Source organism: Paenibacillus terreus (genome assembly GCF_042138595.1).
GTDB classification, from domain to species: Bacteria; Bacillota; Bacilli; order Paenibacillales; family Paenibacillaceae; genus Paenibacillus; species Paenibacillus terreus.
Map to the genome: position 1 here is coordinate 266,733 of NZ_JBHIRX010000004.1, position 20,869 is coordinate 287,601.

The following is a 20,869-nucleotide window of genomic DNA, read 5'->3' on the forward strand; positions in this document are numbered from 1 at the left end:
TTCTAACGCCGGTTTAACTTGATCCGAGGATCAAGAAGCCCATAGAGTAAATCAATCCATAAATTTAGCAATACATAGGTGATCGTAATCAGCAAAATGCTGCCCTGAATGACCGCAAAGTCTCTGCGTTCAATGGAACTGATGATAAGCTGGCCGATTCCCGGTATGTTAAAGACCGTTTCAATGACGGCCGCCCCCGTAATTAGGGTCCCAAAGGTTTCCCCAATCACCGTTAATATAGGAATAAAAGCATTCTTCAGGGCGTGCTTGTATACGATTTTTTTCTCTTGAAGCCCCTTGGCCCGGGCTGTTTTGATGTATTGTTCACTCAGCACTTCGATCAGTGATGACCGGGTCATGCGTGCGATCAGCGCAGCCTGCATCGCCCCTAGCGCGATCGCCGGCAGCAGCAGGTAACGAAGATGGTCCCACAAACCGTTGCTTAAAGGCCGGTAACCAGCAACAGGGAGCCATTTAAACTCGACGGCAAAGATCAGGATCAGAAATAAACCGAGCAGAAAGCTGGGGACGGATATCCCGAGCAGGGATATGCCCATCACGGCTTGGTCGGCCAGCGTGCCTCTTTTTCTCGCAGCCATAATGCCCATATACAAAGCAAGGGAAACCGCGATGATTTGGGCGAGAATCGCCAGGGACAACGTAGGCGGCACCCTGCTGAAAAAAGCTTCGGCTACGCTCATATCCATGAAGATGGAATCCCCCAGATCCCCCCTGAGCACATTACCGAACCAGGCAAGAAACTGCTGATGCAACGGAAGATTTAATCCCAGCTGCTCACGCAGCGCGGCTATACTTTCCGTACTTGCCTCATCCCCCAGGATGACGCTCGCAGGATCACCAGGTGTTAAATGGATCAGCAAAAAAACGACGACTGCAACAACCAGCAGCACAGGAAGCAGCGACAGCACCCGCTGAATCAGATATTTGGCCATCAGTCTGCACCCCCGGTATTATTCATCGAGCCACACATTCCACAGAATCGGTCCGACTAAATCATCAAAGCCTTTTACATTGTCGCGGACAGCAATGAGATTCTGAATGTTGCCCAGCTTGATGATCGGGAGATACTCCCAATTTTTCCGGTTCAATTCATCCACCAGTGGTTTGGCAGCCTCAATAGAAGGGGCCGCTTGAATTTGAGCGAGCAATTCATCAATTTCCGGACTGTCTGTCCAGCCCGGATAATCCGCGCCAGACTCCAGGAATGGATACTGATGGATCGTTGCACGTGTGGCAAAGCTTACGGCAAACAAATCGAAATTATTTTCATCTGTCCGGCGTTCTTGAACCGTCGGCCAGTCATACACATCCAGCTTCGCATTTACACCGATGGATTTGAGCACCTCTTGGGCAACAGCCGCCAGATTGTATTGCTCCGGATAGTCGCGTGTGGTCAGGATGACAACCTCATCCCCGCTATAGCTTGATTCCGCAACCAATTGTTTGGCTTTTTCGATATCATTTACGTTGTATTGCTCCGCTCCCGCCTTGCTGTACCAATCGGTCTGTGAAGGAAGCGCCAGTGACGAATCCAGCTTATAGAAGCTGCTGTTGCTGTATGCCGCAGTAAGAGCTTCATCATAATTCAGAGCCAGGTTAAAGGCTTGCCTCAGCTTCTGATCCGCGAACGGGCCTGCTTTCTTGTTAAAGACATAAGTCACAATGCCCCCTTCACTGAAGTAGTTGCTTACCCCATCTGTCGATTCGATTTGTTCGGCATTATCAAAAGGGATGCCAAACGCCGCATCGTACTCTCCTGTCATAATGCCGGCAACACGGGTTGACTCGTCTGTCACATAACGGAAGTAAATCTCATCGAGATAAGCATTCTTCTTGCCGCCAAGTCCGCTCGACTCTGTCTCTTGCGGGGCATAATCCGCAAATTTGGCCAGATGAACATACTGATCGGTCTTCCATTCCTCCAGCTTGTAAGGACCTGTTCCGATAAACTCTTTTACACCTTCGGGACCGGCGGCGTCGATAACCTCTTTGGGCATAATGCCTGGAAAGGGAGCCGTGTCAGCAAGTATGTAGGAGCCTATAAGAGATGATGCCTCCAGCGTAAGCTGTACGGTATAATCATCGATTTTCGAAAATGCCGCTCCTTTCAGATTGGCTTGCCCCTGGGTCGAGGTGGCCAGCCATTTCTCCATGGAGGCTACTACATCTTCAGCTTTCATCTCCTTGCCGTTATGAAACAGAACACCTTGACGAAGATGAAAGGTGTAGGTTTTCCCATCCTCACTAACCTCATAGGATTCGGCCAATTGAGGAACAACCTCATAGTTTTTGTTCAGCGTCAGCAGCTGTTCATAGATATTGCGGGAGACGTCTCTTGTCGCCTGATTGGTGGTCAGATGAGGATCAAGTGTGGCAGGATTGGCGGGGTAGGCTACCTCCAATATGCCGCCGGAAACGGGATTGTCCTCTTCATTCCCTTGTACGCTGGAGGCTTCCGGCTTGCCGCTGCATGCGGCAAGAACAAGGACTAAACTTAATGACATTACGATAGGCAGTCTTTTAAATGATAGATTCACAGGACTCCTCCACTTCTTCACGAATTATAGTATAGTTTTCCACTTGGAATAGTTTATAATATAGCATACGAGGTGTATTACTTATCTCTAACGATCGTAATCGAACAATTATGATGTTTAATACTTCACGGTGGGGGAGAAGCATGGATATTCAATACTTTATTACTTTTCGTGAAGCTGCACGCTTCCTGAGCCTCACGAAAGCAGCAGAGCAGTTGAACTATGCGCAGCCAACGGTCAGTGTACAGATTAAGAAGCTTGAGAACCATTTCGGCACCAAGCTGTTTGTGCGAAACGGCAACAAATTAAAGCTGACCGAGCCGGGATTCAGACTTCTTCACTTTGCGGACAAGATTGTTGAGGGTTATCTGGGGGCAGAGAATCTGCTCATTCCGGATTCTGCCGTGGATCTCCGAATTGGCACGACGGAGACACTTGCCGCTTTTTTGCTTCCTCCGTATTTTCAATTGTTCCGTAAGACGTATCCAAAGCTGAATGTCACTTTTTTTCCTGCATCTGATGAAGACAACATTCGTAAACTTAAGAATAACGAGATTGATTTGGCTATCGTGTTAAGCACTCCCGTTTCTGCTCCTGACTTAAGAGCTTTTCCTATTCGCAATGAGGAATTTATATTCATTTGCCCGCAAAACCATCCTCTGAGCGGCAGGGATGATGTATCGATTCATGAGCTGCACAACAGCTCGTTTATTTTTACAGAGAAAGGGTGCAAATACCGGGAAGCGCTGGAGCAATCCATGAACGATCATGGTGTAACCTATGAAACCGTGTCTGAAATGGGAAGTATTGAGGGGATCAAGCAATGTGTCATCTATGGCATGGGAATCGCGATGATTCCCAGAATAGCCGTTGAGCAGCAGCTTCTTCAGGAAGCTCTGTCCGGCTTTTCCATTAACCCGGGAGCTATCCAGCCGTTTTATTCGCAAATTCTTCTGTCCAAGAACAAACATATTACGGCGCCAATGAATCACCTGATTACATTGCTTACAGTGGATGATCATGTGTTTACATAATTATTGTTTTGCACCCCGTTTCTTAAAAGACGTAAAAGAAGCCTTTCTCCGGAACTGCAGCTCACCGCTTCAATTCCGGGAAAGGCTTTTTTGATTTTGAAAAACAAATAACTATTTCATATCTTCGACTTTATCAGGGTAAAACCCGCTGGCCAGTGTCCTTAACGCCATCGGTGCGCGTACCCCTTCTGCCGCCGCTGAAAGAGGCATCACAACAAAGCGTTTGTTCTTGATGGCGGCAACATCCGCTAATGCAGCATTGCTCAGCAGCAGAGCTTTCTTTTGGTCCACGCTTGTATCGCCATAATCGACGATGACAATGAGATCCGGGTTACGGTTCACAACCTCCTCCCAGCTGACCGTGGCCCAGCCTTTTTCGATATCATCAAAAATGTTCTTTCCGCCCGCCATGTTAATCAGGCTTGTCAGATAGGTGTTGGCGGCCGTAAACGCGGTATCATCCCCACTGTCATAGACAAATACCTTGACGGGTTCGCTGACCGTACCGATGCTGTCCTGAATTTGCCCGACTTCCCGTTTCATAGCATCCACAAGAGCTTGCGCCCTCTCTTCGACTTGAAAAATCCGGCCGATATTCAGGATGTCCTGATACACGTCCTCCAGTGTCGGACCGGTCTTGTTCGAAGACTCCTGTACATAAGTTTGCACACCTTGCCCGGCGAGCTCAGCCCTGGAACCAAGCGTCTTCTCGGTAAATGCGCTTTTCCAGCCCGCGTAGGCAAAATCCGGATTCGCCGCAAAAAACACTTCCTGGGACGGGTATTGTTCCGACAACACCGGAATTTTGTCGTACTGTTCTTTATACTCAGGAAGGATTTGGTCATCCAAATAAGCCGTCCCCACCATGGAATTCTCCAGGCCAAGCGCCAGCATGACCTCCGTGGCATGCTGGTTCAGCGTAACGGCACGCTGCGGCGGCTCGGTGAACACAAGCTTTTCCCCCATATTTTCGATGACAACAGGCTCTTTCCCTGAATTCTGCCGGTCCGGTTGCGCCCCGGCTGGTGATATGGCCGCTGCTTCTTGAGAAGCACTGCCACACGCAGACAGCAGGCAAATCAATGCTGTGCCAACCATGCACAAATTGAATAATCTATTAAATTTAATCATGGCTTCCTCCGCTTGTCCAATCATTTGGACTGATATTTGCCATTCCGCTCATCTCTGGCAGAAATGTTATTGACGGTTTGCCTGTCATTGGATGCATGACAACTTCAGTCGCCACTTCAAAAATGGCAAACAGCAGCCTGGGCGTGAGGATTTCCTCCGGTGTCCCGGTGACAATCACTTTGCCATCCTTCATGACAACCAAGCGGTCACAGTAGCAAGCTGCGATGTTGAGATCATGCAGAGCTGCCAATGAAGTGATGTTGAGCCCTTTTACCAGATCCATGATTTGCAGCTGATGCTTGATATCCAGATGATTGGTAGGCTCGTCCAGGATGAGAAATTTGGCCTGCTGGGCAAGCGCCCGCGCGATCAAAACACGCTGCTTTTCACCGCCTGACAGGGTTGAGAAGCTGCGCCCCGCATCCTGCAGCAATCCGACACGTTCCAGCGCCTGCTCCACCAGCATCAGATCCTCCACGCTATCCGGTTGATACCATTTTTTATGAGGATTACGCCCCATCATGACCATGTCCTTGACGGAGAAATCAAAGGCGACCGGCGCTTCCTGGCTGACGACAGCGATCTGCCGGGCAGTCTCTCGATGCGATATGGAATGCAAATTCTGTCCGTCAATCGAAATCCGGCCGGAATCAGGCTGCAGGACACGGTAAATATTTTTCAGAAGTGTGGATTTCCCGCTGCCGTTTGGCCCGATCAGCCCGACAAGCTCGCCCTTCCGCACATGCAGCAGAACGGAATCAATCAGCTGTTTATCCTGCACGCTGTAGGAGAGCCCTTCAACTGACACATTCATTTACCGTTCCCCCCACCAAATGAGTATGTACTTCTCCGCAGCAGCCAGATGAAGAACGGCCCCCCGCATAAGGCTGTAACGATGCCAATCGGCAGCTCTTCCGGTGCCAGCACGAGCCGTGCGGCCACATCAGCCCAGATCATGAATATCGCGCCAAGCAGCATGCTTAGCGGCAGTACCCGGCGGTGATCTGAACCGGTCATCATCCTCGCGATGTGTGGAATCATCAACCCGACGAAGCCGATAGAACCGCTTACAGAGACAATCGTGCCTGTTATCAGGGCTGCAATAACGACGAGTAAAATACGAAAAGCGGCAATGTTGACTCCCAACGTCACTGCCGCCTCCTCCCCCATAAGCAGGGAATTCAGCGAACGATGCAGGGACAATAGCACTGCAGCTCCCACAGCCACGATAAGGGCCGGGACGGTCAGATGCTCCCATTTCGCGCCAGTCAGACTGCCCATCATCCAATACATAGCGGAGCGGATGCCATCCGCATGGGGAGCCAATGTGACGATAAAATTGGTGGCGGCTGACAGCATCATGGAAGTGACAATACCGGACAGCAGCAATCTCGTTGTTGAAATCTCTCCACCGACCTTGGCCAGTATGAACACGAGCACCATAGCAAGCAGCGAGCCTGCAAATGCGGAAAGAGGCAGCGCGTATATCCCGAGAAAGCGGAAGGCTCCGAAAATAATCACAAGCACCGCCGCTGTGGACGCCCCCGAAGAAACACCGAGGATGTAGGGATCAGCCAGCGAGTTCCGTGTCAGAGCTTGAATGGCAGCTCCTGCAACAGCGAGTCCCGCGCCAATGACAGCTCCCAGCAGGACTCTGGGAAACCGGATATTCCACACAATATGCTCCTGCGCTTTCGTCCACGATCCGTCTAGCCGGCCATCCAGGAGAGGAAGATGGGAAAAGGCGATGTTCCACACCTGTAGAGGATGAATCCGTACGGGTCCCAGCATGACAGCAATGGTAATGGAAGCGGTCAGAACAACCATCCATGCGAATAAATGAACCGCAAACCATGCAGGTTTAGCCCGGAGCCCTCCATTCTGTTTTTTGATCATTTAACTCCTTTCCTCTCTTTGCCGCGCAAGGAGATTGTAATAATGCACAGCAAAAAAGCACCCTCAAGTTTATGAGAGTGCCTGTACTGGATCAAAGTAAAGCGCAGAGCAGCTTCCAGCCTGTTTCATCACCTTGCCAGGAAATGAAAGCAGCAGTAAGAAAAGCCCGACGACATCATCGTGAACCGTGCCGGCCACCCCCTATCCGCGTAGGTTTGTGACAATCCAAGAAGCAGGCAGGTCTCCTGACTTGCGCATCTTCGCCGTCTGCGGTCTTCCCATCGAACAACGACAGTGACCATGAACTTGCAGAACGGCTCCTCGCTTACAGTGGCGGGACCGTGCCGGATTTGCACCGGCTTCCCTTTTAAGACGAGGCTGTGCTTTCACACACCTCGCCACCTGCTCTTTTAAAATATTTAAAAATGTGAGTTTAAAACAATATAATGGTAGCATGTATAGAAACTGTTGTCCATTGAAGTGCGGCACTTTCTTTGCCTCAAATCAATTGACTTCTGTAATGAGAGCGGCTTCTGCAATCATGGGCAAAACAAGAAGCCTTCCTTCGGAATGGCTGCTCGCGCCTCATTTCCAAGAAAGGCTTTCTTGTATTCTGTATAGGATATATGGATTAACCGGGATTCGGAATGGTTCCAAGCACTTTGTCCAAATAAAGTCTGGCTGAAGCTTGGTCTCCACAAATAGCCAAACTTCGTTCTTCATCCTGGTTCAGCTTGTTTCTGGCTGCCTTTGCCACATCCTGAGCCTGCTCTTCGGGAACCGCAACTACACCATCGATATCCCCGATAATCCAGTCCCCTGGCTGGATGCTGACTCCTCCTGCAGAGATCGGGATATTCGTATGTCCACCCCCGTATTTATTACCTGAGGCAATCGTTGCGCCTCTGCTGAAGACTGGGAAATTCAAGCTGCGGATCCCTTCAATATCCCGAATGACGCCGTCAACCACCAATGCCTGGAGCCGGAAGGTCTGAGCGAGTCCCACGACGAAATCTCCCGCGACAGCGCGGCGTGTGTCCCCCTGTGCGGCGATGACAAGAATATCTCCTGGCCGGGCCTCCCGAATCCCCTGCAGAACGGCGAGATTATCCCCGGCAGGAATACTTACCGTAAATGCCCTCCCGGCGATCTTGTGCTGATGATCGATGGGTTTGATGGCATAATCCAGATTCGTCAATCCACCCAGGACATCCGAAATGCAAGTCGTCGGCAATCCTTGAAAAATGTTATCGATATCGGACATTTTCTTCTCTCCTAATATTTTATGAGGTGGGCACGGTTGAATGACGGTTCGCGGGCACAGGCAAACCGAGATGCTCCCGCAGCGTGCTTCCTTCGTAATCGGTCCGGAACAGTCCACGGTTCTGCAGTTCAGGGATGACCCCCTCAACAAAGTCATCGAATCCGCCCGGCACATAAGGGGGCATAATATTGAAACCGTCAGCCGCATAACCTTCGAACCACTTCTGAATATGGTCAGCCAATTGAATTGGTGTACCGACCACGATCCGATGCCCGCGCGCTCCCGCTACCTCGCGGAACAACTGACGCAAGGTCAGCCCTTTGTCCCTGGCAAGCTTCATCAGCAGCTGAGGCCTGCTCTTGCGGCCGCTCGATTCCGGGATATCCGGAACAGGATCATCCAGGGAGTAGCCGCGCAGATCATATTCAAAGCGTTCCTCCAAAGTATCATAGGCCCGGGAATCATCAATAAAGCTTTGCAATTGCTCGTATTTCTCCCTGGCCTCCTTCTCCGTTGCTCCGATGACAGGGAACAACCCGGGAAGAATATGAACATGCTCCGGCGGCCGGCCATATTTCGGGAGCAATCCTTTCAAGCCGCTATAGAAATTCTGGGCATCCTCATAGCTCTGCTGCGCAGTAAATACCACCTCTCCAATCTGTGCGGCCAGCTCCTGACCGGGGCCGGATGAACCCGCCTGAATGATGACAGGATGACCTTGCGGACTCTGACTTACATTGAGCGGACCTTTGACGGAGAAATACTTGCCCTTATGATTCAGTTCATGTACTTTGCGCTTGTCGATGTATTCTCCTGTCTCCTTGTTTACAATGTAAGGTTCCTGTTCCCAGCTGTCCCATAGTCCTTTCACAACTTCAACGAATTCAGCCGCACGCTCATACCGCAAACTGTGGTCCAAATGGTCTTGTGCCGAGAAGTTAAGGGCCGCTTCATGCGTTGACGTAGTCACCACATTCCATGCCGCCCGGCCATCGCTCAGCTTATCGACGGAAGCAATAAGGCGCGCCAGATTAAAGGGATCATAATAAGTGGTTGAAGCCGTAACCGCCAAACCGATCCGGCGGGTTACCGTGGACAGCGCCGCCAGCAGTGTGATTGGCTCAAACCGTGCTACAACGGAAGGCGGGCTTCCGGCGGAAGTTGTGAGTCCATCCGCCAAGAAGATCATATCCAGCTTCGCCTGCTCCGCTTTTTGCGCGAGCTGTGTGATCAAATCAAAGTTTTCGCTACCGGAGTGTGCCTCAGGATGCCGCCATCCAGCCACATGATGGCCTGCGCCTTGTATGAACAGTCCCAGCTTCAGCTTCCTGCCCCTGCTCATGCCAGCTGCACCCCTTTCCGTTGTTGGCTTTGAGCCGAGAATTGATTGTTGGGACGGGCAAGCCCCAGATTTTCCCGCAGTGTAGTACCGCGATATTCCGTGTGGAACAATCCTCTCCGCTGAAGCTCAGGAACTACCAGTCTGGCAAAATCCTCGAGGCCTGAAGGCAGCGCCTGTGGACGGATGACAAAGCCGTCACATGCTCCGCCGGTGAACCAGCTCTCCAGCTCGTCTGCAACTTTCTCGGCCGTCCCGGCAAAGGTGCGATGCCCGTTGCCTCCAGACACCCGTTCAATCAATTGGCGGATCGTAAGCTTTTCGGATTCAATCATATTCTTCATCAGCTCAAACCGGCTTCGATTTTCATTAATGGTTGCAGGGTCTGGAAGCTCCGGGACAGGTCCGTCAAGCGGATAAGAGAACAGATCCACCTTCAGCCGCTTGGAGAGCCGGTGCAGTCCCAATTCGGGAATGATGGATTCACGAAGCTCGGCTTCTTTCTCTTTGGCTTCCGATTCGGTTGCGCCCACGATGACACTGAAACCCGGGACGATTTTAACCTCATTCGGATTGCGTCCGTATTTCTCCACCCGTGATTTCACGTCTGCATAAAACGCCTGCGCATCTGCAAGTGTCTGCTGAGCTGTATAGATCAATTCCCCGATACGCGCCGCCAGCTCCTTGCCGTCCTCCGAAGAACCCGCCTGGGCCAACACCGGATAACCTTGCGGCGGACGCGGCAGATTCAAAGGACCTTCCACAGCGAAAATGTCACTTCGATGTCTTACCGCATGAATATGTTCCACATCGGCGTACAAACCGCGGGCTTTGTCAAAAAGAAGCGCGTCATCTTCCCAGCTGTCCCACAGCTTGGTTGCAAGCTGGACAAACTCCAATGCACGCTGATAGCGCTCGGTATGCTCATAATTTTGTTCACGGCCAAAATTAAGATGGGTCTTCCCGATCCCGGTGGTGACGATATTCCAGCCAGCGCGCCCGCCGCTCAGATGATCCAGCGAAGCGAACAGCCTGGCCGTATGATACGGCTCTGTATATGAAGTGGATACCGTAGCTACGAGTCCGATCCTTTCCGTGACCCCGGCCAAAGCGGATAAAAGAGTATAAGGCTCCAGACGATTCAGCGCCTGATGCTTTACGTTCTCCCCCAGCTCGTAGGCATCCGCCAAAAATACGGTATGAAATTTGGCCTGCTCGGCGATAAGAGCCATTTTTTTATACAAGGACAACGAGGTTACTCCCTCTGGCTCAGCCGAAGGAAGCCTCCATGCTGTCTCATGAAAACCCGTGCTGTTCATAAAAAAATTCAATATCATCTGGCGATTTGTGCTCATTTTGTTGCTTCACCTCAACCTTTTCATGAAAATTTTATAAAGGAAAGTGACATGACACCCTATGACCAGCTGTATACTCTCTGAACTCCGGGGGCTGGCTCCGGCAAATTTCCTGCGCCATCGGACATCTTGTATGAAAGCTGCACCCCCTGATCGGGTCCGAAGGGCTTGGGACATCCCCCTGCAGTACGATTCGCTCCTTTTTGTCCCGCGGATGCGACACAGGGATCGCCGACAGCAGCGACCGGGTATACGGGTGCTTTGGGTGATTGAACAAATCATTTTTGTCCGCCAGTTCTACGATTTTACCGAGATACATCACCGCGATTTTATCGCTGACAAACTTTACGGAGGCCAGGCCGTGCGCAATAAAAATAAACGTAATTCCGTGCTCCCGCCGGAGCTTTCTGAGCAAATTGAGGATCTGGGCCTGAATCGATACATCGAGCGCCGATACAGCCTCATCACACACGATAAGCTTCGGTCTTAGTGCCAGCGCTCTGGCGATGCTGATCCGTTGTCTTTGCCCGCCGCTGAATTCATGCGGATATCTGTCCAGGTGATGCTTCCCGAGCCCGACCGTTTCCATCAATTCGGTAAGTCTGCTCCCCAAAGCTTCACCCGGCGGAAGACCATGGATGCGAAACGGCTCTGCAATAATGTCTCGCACCTTAAGCCTTGGATTCAATGAAGAGTATGGGTCCTGGAAGATCAATTGCAAGTCCGACCGGATGCCTTGAAGCTGCTTCTCGGTCATACCTGTCAGCTTGCGGTCAGCAAACCACACTTCTCCTTCCGTAGGCTCCTGCAAATGGAGAATCAGCTGGCCGAGCGTCGATTTACCGCATCCGGATTCTCCGACAATGCCAAGCGTCTCCCCCCTGTTTACAGCGAAGCTAAGGTCGTCCACGGCCCGAATATGTCCCTTCTTCGTGCCCAGCAATCCTGTTCTATAGGGGTAATATTTTTTCAGTCCCTCCACCTTCAGCAAGGGGCTTTCCTGTTTCTCCACAAATGCGCTGCTCACTGTACCCCTCCCTGAATCAGCGGATAAAAGCATCTTACGGCATGCCCTGCTTCGATCATCTCTAGACCCGGCTTCTCTGTTCCGCACCGGCTTGTTGCGTACGGGCATCTCGACTGGAAGGCGCACCCGGGAGGAAGCTCATGCAAGGCCGGAACCGTTCCTTTAATGGAATACAATTCCTCCTGCTCCGTGTGAAGCTGGGGAAGCGACCTCATCAGATCGGAAGTGTACGGATGAAGCGGACGGTCAAACAGCTCCTCCACCGGGGCTTCTTCTACAATCTCGCCGGCATACATCACCAGAACCCGGTCCGCCATTTCGGCCACAATTCCAAGATCATGGGTAATCAGAATAACGCCCATATCCAGCGTGCTGCTCAGTTCTTTGATGACTTTAAGAATCTGGGCCTGCACCGTAACATCCAGTGCTGTAGTAGGCTCATCCGCAATGAGCAGGCCGGGACGGCAGGATAGAGCGGATGCGATCATGACCCGCTGCCTCATTCCTCCCGACAGCTGGTGGGGAAAATAATGAATTGCCTTTTCCGGGCTGGGAATGCCGACAATTCTTAACAGCTCAATACTGCGAAGCTTTGCCTCATTCCGGCTCAGCCCCGCATGTGTCCGCAGCGACTCGGAAATTTGGCTGCCGATTGTAAATACAGGATTAAGAGAAGTCATCGGCTCTTGAAAAATCATGGAGATTTCACTGCCGCGGACTTTCCTCATTTCACTTTTGTTCAGCTTAAGCAGATTGCGGCCTTTCAGTATGATTTCCCCGGTAACCTCTTTGCCCGGCGTGTCGAGAAGTCCGATAATCGACAATGAGGTTACGCTTTTTCCTGAACCTGATTCTCCGACAATACACAGGGTTTCGCCTCTCCCAACATGAAAAGAAACCCGGTTAACCGCAGGGATAACACCCTCCATTGTTCTGAAAGAGGTACAGAGATTCTTCACTTCCAGTAACGCTTCGGGCATGAACTCATCACTTCTCTCTCCATAATGATTGGACATTCAGCCATACTTCCTATTTCAGCTTGGGGTCCAGCCAGTCGCGGAGCCAATCTCCGACAAAAATAATCGCCAGTACCGTGAACGTTATGGCCAGTCCCGGAAATGTGGCTACCCACCAGCTCGTCGCCAAATACTGTCTCCCATCGCTGAGCATCCCTCCCCACGATACGGCAGGAGGCTGAATGCCCAAACCGAGAAAGCTCAACGCCGCTTCCGAGATGATGACCCTGCCCACGCTGAGCGTTGCAATCACGATAAAGGATGAAATAATGTTCGGCAGGATATGGACTCCCATAATCCGCAGAGCTTTGGCGCCGCTGACGCGGGCTGCACGCACATAATCACGCTCCCGTACGCTCAGCACCTCGCTGCGGACCAGCCTGGTGTAGCTGACCCAGCCTGTTGTACCAATAACAAAGATCAGTGTGCCAACCCCTTCGCCAAGCACAAACATAAACAGCATCATGAATAAAATGGCTGGTATGGCGACAAATGCGTCCGTTACACGCATAATCAGCGCATCGATCCACGATCCGTAATACCCAGCCAGAAGACCAAGCACTAACCCGATGAGTCCGGAAATAGCTACAGCGCTAAATCCGACGATGAGCGATACCCGTGATCCATAAATAATCCGGCTCCATATATCACGGCCCAGCCCGTCTGTTCCCAGGATATATTCCCAATTACCGCCCTCTTCCCAGGCCGGGGGAAGCAGCTTTTGAGCAATATTGGCCTTTGCCGGATCGTGTGGCGCAATATATGGCGCGGTCAGCGCCAGCGATATAATGATCAGGAGCAGGAACAGGCCCACGGCGCCGGTCTTGCTCTTGAACAATTGCTTCCTGCCCCCTCTGGATTTTTGTATGTCCGCATGGGGGGAGTGAGCGGGAACAGCTAGAGAAGCTTCTGTCTGAATGGATTTTTCCACATCCATGCCCTCCAATCCCTCTGTATGCTTTGCCTATTCTTTCAGCGTAATGTCTTCAGCGTAAAACATCTCATCCGGACGCGGAGTAAAGTCTATCCTGTGGTTCACTCCATAGTTGAATTTATTCTGATACAGGAAAATTCTTGGACGATCCTCGGCCAGAATCGCTTGGACCTTCTGGTACTGCTTCTCTCTTTCTTCGTCATTCAGGTTCACGGAGGCTTGCCGCAGCAGTGCATCTACTTCTGGGTTGCTGTAGTCCGTCTGCCCTTTGGCGTTATCCGATCTGAATATTTCCAACGGAAGCGGGGCTTCAAACATGGAGTTGCCTTTGCCCTGGAGAGCCAGTTCCTTAAAGGTGTTGGAGTTGTCGCGCTGCTTGTACTGGGTCTGCTCCAGGATTTCAAGATTGACTTTAAAATTGGCTTCTGTCAGATAGGCGGCAATGGCCTCGGCTACCTCTTTGGTGCTGGCGGGGCTGCTGAGTGTCAGTTCAACTCCATTCGGATAACCGGCCTCCGTCAGCAATTGCTTCGCCCGTTCCGGATCATAGAGATTCGTGTTGGACAGATCGGGATTAAAGCCAAGGATCCCAGGTCCGACAGCTTCCTGAGTAGGTACGCCCGCACCACCCAGCACACTGTCAACCAATGTCTGCTTGTCGATCGCAAGCTCAATCGCCTCCCGAACCTTCGGGTCCGCTGTGACCGTTCCGGGAGTTTGGCGCACCAGCAAGCTTTGTACTCTCGCGCTCTCCAGGTCGGTATAATAGGTTTTCCCGCTGTCTTTTACCCGCTGAATATCGCCAGGGGGAATGATCACCGCTATATCAATGGAGCCTGTGAGAAGCTCCGAAATCCTTGTTGTGGCTTCCGGTATGGTGCGGAACACGACTCTGTCCCATTTGGGGTCGCCGCCATAATAATCCGTATTTTTGACCAGCTCAACCCGATCGTCCTTAATCCATTTGTCAAACTTGTAAGGTCCTGTTCCCATCGGAGCCGCATTGAAACCTTCCACTCCCTTCTCCTGGAAATACTTTTCCGGCAGAATGCCGGAGCTGATACGGCTTAATCTTGATAGTAAAATCGGGTCCGGCTCTTTCGTAACAATATCAACCGTATAATCATCAATCACTTCTACATGGTCGATGATGTTGTATGAGGAATAATCGATCAGTGATTTATCCCGCGCTGCGCGCTCCAATGTAAATTTCACGTCAGCAGAGGTAAAAGCATCGCCGTTATGGAATTTGACATTCTCTCTCAGGTTGAAGCGCCATGTCAAATCGTCAGTTCGTTGCCAGGAAACGGCGAGACCCGGTATTTTCTTTTTCGGGTCGGATGCGTCCTTTTTGACGAGATAATCAAACAGATTGACATGAATGGACTCCGTCTGGGTGTTGCCATGATCATGAACATCAAAGGTAACGTTATCAATGGTGTTGCCGATGGTAAGCACCTTCTCTCCGCCGGACTGGCTTGCGCCGTCGGCCGCGCTTCCGCTGCCGCCGTTTCCGCATCCGGTGATCACCAGTATGAATACGATGATGGCGAACGGCCATTTGAACAATCGTTGCATCTTCTTTATCCGCCTTTCTCTAGTAGACAATCCAACAGAAAAAACAATTTAACTTAGTTTTTATATCGATATAGTTGGATTTAAGTCGTGAAGTGTCTAGGAGCTGTATTTGATCCTCGGATCAAGCAGCTTGTACGTAATGTCTGTCAATAGATTAATCAGGATTACGATGAATGCAATAATAAATATAGAGGCCTGAATGATGGCCATATCATGCGTATTGATCGCCTGCACAATAAGCTGGCCCATGCCTGGCCAGGAAAACACCGTTTCGGTAACCAGTGATCCGCCAACGAGATTGGTCAGCTGCAATCCTGAGATGGTCACTACCGGAATCAATGCGTTTCGCAGACCATGTTTGCCCAGAATTACGATTTCCCGAAGTCCTTTGCTCCGGGCTGTCCGGATATAGTCCTGGCTGATAATTTCGAGAAAGCTGGAACGAATCAGCCGTGTCATCTCGGCGGCAATGCCGGTGCCCAGTGTAAGCGCGGGAAGAATCAGGTGTGAGAAACCGCCTCTGCCCGAGACGGGTGTCCATTCGAGCTGAACCGAGATGAGCAAAATCAGCATGATGCCTACCCAAAAGTTAGGCATGGCTTTGCCCAAAACCGATATGCCTGAGATCAGCAGATCCATGAAAGAGTTTCGTCTGACTGCCGACCAGATGCCAAGCGGGATCGAAATGCAGCAGGCCACAAGCATCGAAGCCATCGCCAGCTCGAAGCTGGCAGGCAATCTCTCCAATACGATGGGCAAGGCGGACTGTCCGTAACGGAATGAATCGCCGAAGTCTCCATGCAGCAGATTGGACACAAAGATAGAATACTGTACATATAAAGGCTGATCTAAACCCAAGGCCTCTTTTAGAACCTGCCTGTCTTCAGCTGTAGCTGTATCCGGAAGCATCATGGTTACGGGATCACCTGTGACATGAACCAGTACAAAAACAACCAGTGTAATGATAAAGAGCACCGGAACAACCTGGAGCAAGGAGCGAATGATATACTTGGCCATTCGCTATTTCCCTTGCGTTTTTGCTTTCCCCTCGGGATCAGAGGCTGTGGTAAGCACCACTTCACCAGCAATCGTCTGAGGATTAAGCAGAAGATTATATATAGGGCATACACGCTCAACCGTTTCGTGAAGCTCTTGAATTCTTTCGGGTTCCTCATCAGAGGTAATATGAATTTTGTAATGAATGTTGTGCGGGTAAATAGGAACATCCTCATAACCTTCTTGCCCGGCCAGCGGATGCTCCTGTCCATGGACCTCAATCTCCAGGGATTCCAGGGATATCCCCAGCTTGGCAGCCTGGATCAGCGTGATGTGGGTCATGCAGCTCCCCAGAACGCCAAGCTGAATTTCCGGAGACGCCGGACCAAGGCTATATCCGGCAAAATTTTCGGGACTGTCGCTTATGATCTGAAAATCCCTGATTCGGATTTCACGGACTCCGCTCCGGCCGGCCGCACGCACTCTGGCAGCATAGTTTCTGGGCTGGGGGTTGGCAAGCGCCTGCTGATGCAATTGCTGGGCAGCTATTTTTTTCTGTGCAAGATATTCATTTAATGTTGCCATAATTTCATCTCCCTTTGGATATCGAGTGTTCGGTTCACGTCGCAAACATAAGAATCGGAACCAACTTAAACATACATTTTCCTATGTATTTAGTCGGTATTTAAGTTATTTTCTTCCCCCTTGCTTTGACGTTCACCGGAAACGAGGTTGCTATTCACTTTAACTGAAAGAAGGTAATTAATAAAATACGAAATCGTTATGCCTGACCATTTAAAATTCCTATGGTATCTATAGGAATTGATTGAAATCGATGCTCTTCATAAATTGCACAAAAGCTCTAACCTGGTTAAGCTGTGTCGATTCCTGATGATAAAACATAAATGTCCGGCGGATGATGGGCTCGCCCTTCCTGTTCTTGATTTGGATCTTCATCAGCGGTTCCCCGCTGAAATACATGCTTGGCATAATGGCATAACCGAGTCCGTTCATGACCATCTCCCTTGCGGAATCCGTATGATCCACCTCCATCCCGATTCGGGGAGGCACAGAATAATGATCGGACCACCAGTTATCGATTTCGGATTTCAGAACGTAGTCCGTTCCGTAATCAATCCGGGGGAGAGCAGGCAGATCTTCAAGAGTTATGGCTTCCTTGGACACGACACATAACGTATCCTGAAACAGAAAATGCTTCTCCTCGTTCCAGGTGTACTCCCCTCGAATGAGCCCGATGTGGATTTCATGATTGAAAATCATACTGTGAATGGTTTTACTGCGGCCTGTAATGACTTTATATTCAACCTTTGGATAGAGCTCCTTGAACATCTTTAGTATGCGTGGGAGCTTGTTTTTCGTAAAAAAATAACCGACTCCAAGCCTGAGTGTTCCAGTAACCTGGTTATCGAGATTCAGCAGATCATCCTTGATTTTTTGATATTTTTTCAGCATTTCATCCGCGGCTTTTGCCATGTATTCTCCATGCGGCGTAAAATCCACACCGCGTCTTCCCCGCTTTACAATGGTAATTTCAAATTCCTTCTCAATTTGCTGGATTCGACCTGTCAGTGCCGGCTGTGACATGAACAGATTCTGGGCGGTCTTCGTTATATTGCGATGCTTGTATAATTCCTGTAGTATACGCCAGTCCCGGTCTTCCACTCCATATCCCTCCGTTAATATAAACTATTCCAATTAAGTAACTAGGAATTTTAACTAATATATATTACTTCTATTTATTTGTATAGAGAACAAGCCATTTGCTATATACAGAAAAAAAACTCCTGCGTTTGCAAGAGTTTAAAAGAATGTTAAAAAAACCTCTAATAAATGCGGAGTTAAATCGGCACTCCATATTACCCTACATATATTTCCGAGAGTGATTCACTCATGATGTCAAGGCCTTCCTCCAGCTGCTCGTCGGTTATCACCAGTGGAGACAGGAAGCGGATCACATTGCCGTGAACGCCTGCAGTCAGCAAAATAATACCCTTGTCATAACAGGCACGAATCAGTCCTGCCGCAAACACTGCGGCAGGCTTTCTGTCAGAAGGCTCGGTAAATTCGATGGCGCACATTGCTCCGAGGCCACGGACATCACCGATGATGGGGTGCTGCTTTTGCAGCTTGTTAAAATGGTCTCTGATCCGCAGTCCGATCTGCCCGGCCCGTTCGCAAAGGTTTTCCCGCTCCATCTGGTCAAGGACGGCAAGAGCGGCCACACACCCCAGCGGACTGCCGCCATAGGTTCCACCAATTTCGCCCGGATTGGGCGCATCCATAATGTCCGCTCTGCCGACGACCGCGCTGATCGGCAGGCCTGCGGCGAGTGATTTGGATACGGTGATCAGGTCAGGCTCAATGCCAAAATGCGTGCTGGCGAACATTGTGCCTGTGCGGCCGAAGCCGGTCTGGATTTCATCCGCGATGAAGAGAATGCTATGCTGTCTGCACAGCTCATATACGCCCTGGACAAAAAGCTTCGGCGGCACAATAAAGCCCCCCTCTCCCTGCACCGGCTCCATAATGACCGCTGCCAGTTCTTCCGGCGCAGCCTCAGTCAGCAGAAAGTCCGCAAACTGGTCAAGACAGAACCGCGCATACTCCTCCTCGCTCATGGCTCCCGGACGATGATACGGGTAAGGATAAGGGGCCTTATATATAGCCGGGGCGAACGGACCCATCTGAAATTTATATGGCCGCACCTTGCTTGTCAAGCTCATGCCCAGCAGCGTGCGCCCATGAAAGCCGCGCGTAAAGGAAACGATGCCGGGCTTTCCGGTATGCTTGCGGGCGATTTTCACGGCATTTTCCACCGCTTCGGCACCACTGTTCAGCAGCACCGCTTTTTTGGCAAAGGAGCCCGGCGCAAGCGCCGCCAGCTTCTCGGCCAGCTCGATATACGGCTCATACATGCCGACATGAAAGCATGTATGCAGGAACCGCTCTGCCTGCTGCTGCACAGCCTGCACAACCGTCGGCGGGCAATGGCCGGCATTCAGCGTGCCGATCGCGCCGGCGAAATCGAGAAACACATTGCCGTCCACATCCGTCAGCAGCGCGCCGCTGGCGCTCTCCACAAACAGCGGAAAGTTGTTGCCAACGCCGCTCGCCACAGCCGCCTCCCTTCTGCGGAGCAGCTCAGCCGTCTTCGGCCCGGGCAGCGGACCCTCAATCCTGACATACTTGCGCTCTTTCACCAATCTTATCGCTCTCCTTAATTGCGGTACCAGCCCAAGGGCTCAACCTGCAGATTGGTATTGATTTGCTTGACCTCCGTATAGGCCTCATAGCCGAATGTTCCCAATTCTCTGCCGATGCCGCTCTGCTTGTATCCGCCCCACGGGGCCTCATTATAGGTGGGATGGAATGTATTAATCCAGGTGATGCCTGCCCTCAGCTTCCGCACGACCCGCTGCGCCTTCGCCCCGTTATTCGTGAACACCGCGCCCGCGAGTCCGTACACCGTGTCATTCGCCAAACGAATCGCTTCCGCTTCATCCTTGAACGTCTGCACCACCAGCACCGGTCCGAAAATTTCCTCCCGTACAATGCGCATATCCGGCTTCGTATCCGTAAAAATGGTCGGCTGCAGGAAATAACCCTTGGCATACTCGCCTCCCGTCAGCCTTTCCCCGCCGCACACCAGCGTGGCGCCTTCTTCTTTGCCCAGCTCGATATAGCTGAGCACCTTTTGCAAATGCGCCTCCGATACAAGCGGCCCCATCTCGGTGCCTTCATCGAGGCCGCTTCCGACGGTGATGCGCTTCGTCCGCTCCACAAGCCGCGCCATAAAGCGCTCGTAAATGCTCTCTTCCAGCAGCAGGCGCGAACCTGCCGCGCAAATTTGCCCCTGGCCCGCAAAGATGGCGAACATGGCATACTCCACCGCTGTTTCAAAATCGGCGTCGGCAAATACGATATTCGGCGATTTGCCGCCAAGCTCCAGCGATATTTTCTTCATATTGCCGGCAGCGGCCTGCATAATGCTGCGGCCGGTGGCCGTACCGCCGGTAAAGGCGATTTTGTCCACCGCCTCGCTAGCCGCCAGCTCATGGCCGACCGTAGGCCCGGCTCCCAGCACAAGATTGGCCACTCCGGCCGGGAAGCCGGTGCGCTCGATGAGCTCGAACAGCTTGACGGCAGTCACCGGCGTAAGTTCTGACGGCTTGAACACGACCGTATTGCCTGCCGCGAGCGCAGGGGCCAGCTTCCAGGCAGCCATCAGCAAGGGGTAATTCCAGGGCACAATCTGGCCGCACACGCCGATCGGCTCGCGCACGACGACGGCCTGCATCGGGTCCGCCACCTCATAGGTTTGGCCGTGCGGCTTCGTCGCCAGTCCGGCGTAATAGCGGAAGCAGGCGATGGCGTCGTTCACGTCTCCTTCCGCTTCCCGCAGCGGCTTTCCGCTGTCCAGCGTCTCCAGCCGCGCGAACTCCTCCTTCTCCGCCTCCAGCAAATCGGCCAGCTTGAACAGCAGCCGTGCCCGCTCCACTGCCGGCGTCTCGGGCCAGCCGCCATCGTCAAAAGCACTGCGCGCTTCGGCAATCGCCCTCCGCGCGTCCGCGACACCGCCTTCCGCCGCCTGCGCGATGGTTTCTCCATTCGCCGGATTGACAATTTCCCTCGTTTCGCCTGATACTGCTCCCACCCATTGTCCGCCGATAAACATCCGCAACATGAGCATTCCTCCTGCTCCCAAGAAATGTGAAACGGT

18 protein-coding genes and 1 riboswitch are annotated in these 20,869 nt (G+C 51.6%); of the genes, 1 reads left to right on the forward strand and 17 read right to left on the reverse strand.

Annotated features, from left to right (window positions below; genetic code table 11):
- Nucleotides 1-2: 2 nt before the first annotated feature.
- Together ACE5KN_RS10395 and ACE5KN_RS10400 are read right to left on the reverse strand one after the other, a co-directional pair.
- A complete protein-coding gene (locus ACE5KN_RS10395) occupies nt 3-953 on the reverse strand; it encodes an ABC transporter permease (protein WP_375526552.1) in 951 nt (316 codons plus the stop codon).
- 18 nt (nt 954-971) lie between these two features.
- Complete coding sequence (locus ACE5KN_RS10400) at nt 972-2,525, reverse strand: ABC transporter substrate-binding protein (RefSeq protein WP_375526553.1); 1,554 nt, start codon at nt 2,523-2,525, stop codon at nt 972-974.
- 176 nt (nt 2,526-2,701) lie between these two features.
- Here ACE5KN_RS10400 and ACE5KN_RS10405 point away from each other — a divergent pair, with 176 nt between their 5' ends.
- Complete coding sequence (locus ACE5KN_RS10405) at nt 2,702-3,592, forward strand: LysR family transcriptional regulator (protein WP_375526554.1); 891 nt, start codon at nt 2,702-2,704, stop codon at nt 3,590-3,592.
- 111 nt (nt 3,593-3,703) lie between these two features.
- Here ACE5KN_RS10405 and ACE5KN_RS10410 read toward each other — a convergent pair whose 3' ends face one another.
- The 15 genes from ACE5KN_RS10410 to ACE5KN_RS10480 form a co-directional block, all read right to left on the reverse strand.
- Nucleotides 3,704-4,723, reverse strand: coding sequence for an ABC transporter substrate-binding protein (locus ACE5KN_RS10410; protein ID WP_375526555.1), 1,020 nt, complete (start codon nt 4,721-4,723; stop codon nt 3,704-3,706).
- A complete protein-coding gene (locus tag ACE5KN_RS10415; RefSeq protein WP_375526556.1) occupies nt 4,716-5,537 on the reverse strand; it encodes an ABC transporter ATP-binding protein in 822 nt (273 codons plus the stop codon). Before ACE5KN_RS10415 ends, ACE5KN_RS10410 begins: the two co-directional genes overlap by 8 nt.
- On the reverse strand, nt 5,534-6,619 hold the full coding sequence (locus ACE5KN_RS10420) for a FecCD family ABC transporter permease (protein WP_375526557.1): 1,086 nt from the start codon (nt 6,617-6,619) through the stop codon (nt 5,534-5,536). The genes ACE5KN_RS10415 and ACE5KN_RS10420 overlap by 4 nt, the downstream gene beginning before the upstream one ends.
- Before the next feature lie 218 nt (nt 6,620-6,837).
- A riboswitch (cobalamin riboswitch) is annotated at nt 6,838-7,040 on the reverse strand.
- A 210-nt stretch (nt 7,041-7,250) separates the two neighbouring features.
- Nucleotides 7,251-7,883: an RraA family protein gene (locus tag ACE5KN_RS10425; protein WP_375526558.1), complete on the reverse strand. Its 633-nt coding sequence runs from the start codon at nt 7,881-7,883 to the stop codon at nt 7,251-7,253.
- A 19-nt stretch (nt 7,884-7,902) separates the two neighbouring features.
- Nucleotides 7,903-9,225, reverse strand: a complete 1,323-nt coding sequence (locus tag ACE5KN_RS10430) for an LLM class flavin-dependent oxidoreductase (RefSeq protein WP_375526559.1) — start codon at nt 9,223-9,225, stop codon at nt 7,903-7,905.
- The gene (locus ACE5KN_RS10435; RefSeq protein WP_375526560.1) at nt 9,222-10,577 is read right to left on the reverse strand and encodes an LLM class flavin-dependent oxidoreductase; all 1,356 of its coding nucleotides are present in this window, start codon (nt 10,575-10,577) and stop codon (nt 9,222-9,224) included. The genes ACE5KN_RS10430 and ACE5KN_RS10435 overlap by 4 nt, the downstream gene beginning before the upstream one ends.
- Nucleotides 10,578-10,611: 34 nt before the next feature.
- On the reverse strand, nt 10,612-11,604 hold the full coding sequence (locus ACE5KN_RS10440; protein WP_375526561.1) for an ABC transporter ATP-binding protein: 993 nt from the start codon (nt 11,602-11,604) through the stop codon (nt 10,612-10,614).
- On the reverse strand, nt 11,601-12,584 hold the full coding sequence (locus tag ACE5KN_RS10445) for an ABC transporter ATP-binding protein (RefSeq protein WP_375526586.1): 984 nt from the start codon (nt 12,582-12,584) through the stop codon (nt 11,601-11,603). Before ACE5KN_RS10445 ends, ACE5KN_RS10440 begins: the two co-directional genes overlap by 4 nt.
- A 49-nt stretch (nt 12,585-12,633) precedes the next feature.
- Complete coding sequence (locus ACE5KN_RS10450) at nt 12,634-13,557, reverse strand: ABC transporter permease (protein ID WP_375526562.1); 924 nt, start codon at nt 13,555-13,557, stop codon at nt 12,634-12,636.
- 27 nt (nt 13,558-13,584) lie between these two features.
- Nucleotides 13,585-15,132, reverse strand: a complete 1,548-nt coding sequence (locus ACE5KN_RS10455) for an ABC transporter substrate-binding protein (protein ID WP_375526563.1) — start codon at nt 15,130-15,132, stop codon at nt 13,585-13,587.
- 96 nt (nt 15,133-15,228) lie between these two features.
- On the reverse strand, nt 15,229-16,149 hold the full coding sequence (locus ACE5KN_RS10460) for an ABC transporter permease (RefSeq protein WP_375526564.1): 921 nt from the start codon (nt 16,147-16,149) through the stop codon (nt 15,229-15,231).
- Between the two features lie 3 nt (nt 16,150-16,152).
- On the reverse strand, nt 16,153-16,713 hold the full coding sequence (locus ACE5KN_RS10465; RefSeq protein ID WP_375526565.1) for an OsmC family protein: 561 nt from the start codon (nt 16,711-16,713) through the stop codon (nt 16,153-16,155).
- 228 nt (nt 16,714-16,941) lie between these two features.
- On the reverse strand, nt 16,942-17,811 hold the full coding sequence (locus ACE5KN_RS10470) for a LysR family transcriptional regulator (protein ID WP_375526566.1): 870 nt from the start codon (nt 17,809-17,811) through the stop codon (nt 16,942-16,944).
- 194 nt (nt 17,812-18,005) lie between these two features.
- The gene (gene gabT / locus ACE5KN_RS10475; protein WP_375526567.1) at nt 18,006-19,352 is read right to left on the reverse strand and encodes a 4-aminobutyrate--2-oxoglutarate transaminase; all 1,347 of its coding nucleotides are present in this window, start codon (nt 19,350-19,352) and stop codon (nt 18,006-18,008) included.
- 14 nt (nt 19,353-19,366) lie between these two features.
- The gene (locus ACE5KN_RS10480; protein WP_375526568.1) at nt 19,367-20,839 is read right to left on the reverse strand and encodes an aldehyde dehydrogenase family protein; all 1,473 of its coding nucleotides are present in this window, start codon (nt 20,837-20,839) and stop codon (nt 19,367-19,369) included.
- Nucleotides 20,840-20,869: the final 30 nt, after the last annotated feature.

Excerpts from the sequence above, each read along its gene's own strand:
- ACE5KN_RS10395 (WP_375526552.1), bottom strand. The coding sequence starts at position 953 with ATGGCCAAATATCTGATTCAGCGGGTGCTGTCGCTGCTTCCTGTGCTG.
- ACE5KN_RS10400 (WP_375526553.1), bottom strand. The coding sequence starts at position 2,525 with ATGTCATTAAGTTTAGTCCTTGTTCTTGCCGCATGCAGCGGCAAGCCG.
- ACE5KN_RS10405 (WP_375526554.1), top strand. The coding sequence starts at position 2,702 with ATGGATATTCAATACTTTATTACTTTTCGTGAAGCTGCACGCTTCCTG.
- ACE5KN_RS10410 (WP_375526555.1), bottom strand. The coding sequence starts at position 4,723 with ATGATTAAATTTAATAGATTATTCAATTTGTGCATGGTTGGCACAGCA.
- ACE5KN_RS10415 (WP_375526556.1), bottom strand. The coding sequence starts at position 5,537 with ATGAATGTGTCAGTTGAAGGGCTCTCCTACAGCGTGCAGGATAAACAG.
- ACE5KN_RS10420 (WP_375526557.1), bottom strand. The coding sequence starts at position 6,619 with ATGATCAAAAAACAGAATGGAGGGCTCCGGGCTAAACCTGCATGGTTT.
- ACE5KN_RS10425 (WP_375526558.1), bottom strand. The coding sequence starts at position 7,883 with ATGTCCGATATCGATAACATTTTTCAAGGATTGCCGACGACTTGCATT.
- ACE5KN_RS10430 (WP_375526559.1), bottom strand. The coding sequence starts at position 9,225 with ATGAGCAGGGGCAGGAAGCTGAAGCTGGGACTGTTCATACAAGGCGCA.
- ACE5KN_RS10435 (WP_375526560.1), bottom strand. The coding sequence starts at position 10,577 with ATGAGCACAAATCGCCAGATGATATTGAATTTTTTTATGAACAGCACG.
- ACE5KN_RS10445 (WP_375526586.1), bottom strand. The coding sequence starts at position 12,584 with ATGCCCGAAGCGTTACTGGAAGTGAAGAATCTCTGTACCTCTTTCAGA.
- ACE5KN_RS10450 (WP_375526562.1), bottom strand. The coding sequence starts at position 13,557 with ATGGATGTGGAAAAATCCATTCAGACAGAAGCTTCTCTAGCTGTTCCC.
- ACE5KN_RS10455 (WP_375526563.1), bottom strand. The coding sequence starts at position 15,132 with ATGCAACGATTGTTCAAATGGCCGTTCGCCATCATCGTATTCATACTG.
- ACE5KN_RS10460 (WP_375526564.1), bottom strand. The coding sequence starts at position 16,149 with ATGGCCAAGTATATCATTCGCTCCTTGCTCCAGGTTGTTCCGGTGCTC.
- ACE5KN_RS10465 (WP_375526565.1), bottom strand. The coding sequence starts at position 16,713 with ATGGCAACATTAAATGAATATCTTGCACAGAAAAAAATAGCTGCCCAG.
- ACE5KN_RS10480 (WP_375526568.1), bottom strand. The coding sequence starts at position 20,839 with ATGCTCATGTTGCGGATGTTTATCGGCGGACAATGGGTGGGAGCAGTA.